The following is a 504-nucleotide window of genomic DNA, read 5'->3' as shown; positions in this document are numbered from 1 at the left end:
CGCCGTTGCAGTTGTCATCTCGTTGATTGCGTTGATTTCTTCAATATTCTGATTGATCGTATGAACCACGGTAGATTGCTCTTCCGTTGCCGTCGCAACTTGCGTGTTTCGATCGGAGATATCCGTAATGCGCTCAGAGATATTCACCAGCACTTCTACTGCTTCATCCGTCGAAGCCACACCCTCAAATGTGACCGCTTTGCCAGCTTCCATCGCGCTTACTGCATCCTGAGCATCACTTTGAAGCTGGTTGATCATACGTTGAATCTCTTCCGTTGAATCGGCAGTGCGCGACGCTAGGTTACGAACTTCATCTGCAACTACCGCAAAGCCTCGACCTTGCTCACCTGCGCGTGCCGCTTCAATCGCTGCGTTCAGTGCCAACAAGTTTGTTTGCTCAGAGATATCGCGGATTACACCTAGGATAGAGCCGATGTCTTTCGTTGTAGAAGCAAGTTGTGTCACAACAATGTTCGTCGTTTCGACATCGTCAGCAAGACGGCT

At 49.6% G+C, this 504-nt stretch carries 1 protein-coding gene; it reads right to left on the bottom strand.

Translation table 11 applies throughout. From position 1 onward, the window contains the following. Positions 1 to 504, bottom strand: a 504-nt coding sequence (locus R7040_RS30365) for a methyl-accepting chemotaxis protein (RefSeq protein ID WP_318098178.1), incomplete at both ends; no start/stop codon positions are given.

The organism is Vibrio sp. 1069 (assembly GCF_033340555.1).
This window is presented reverse-complemented; position numbering and strand designations above follow the sequence as displayed.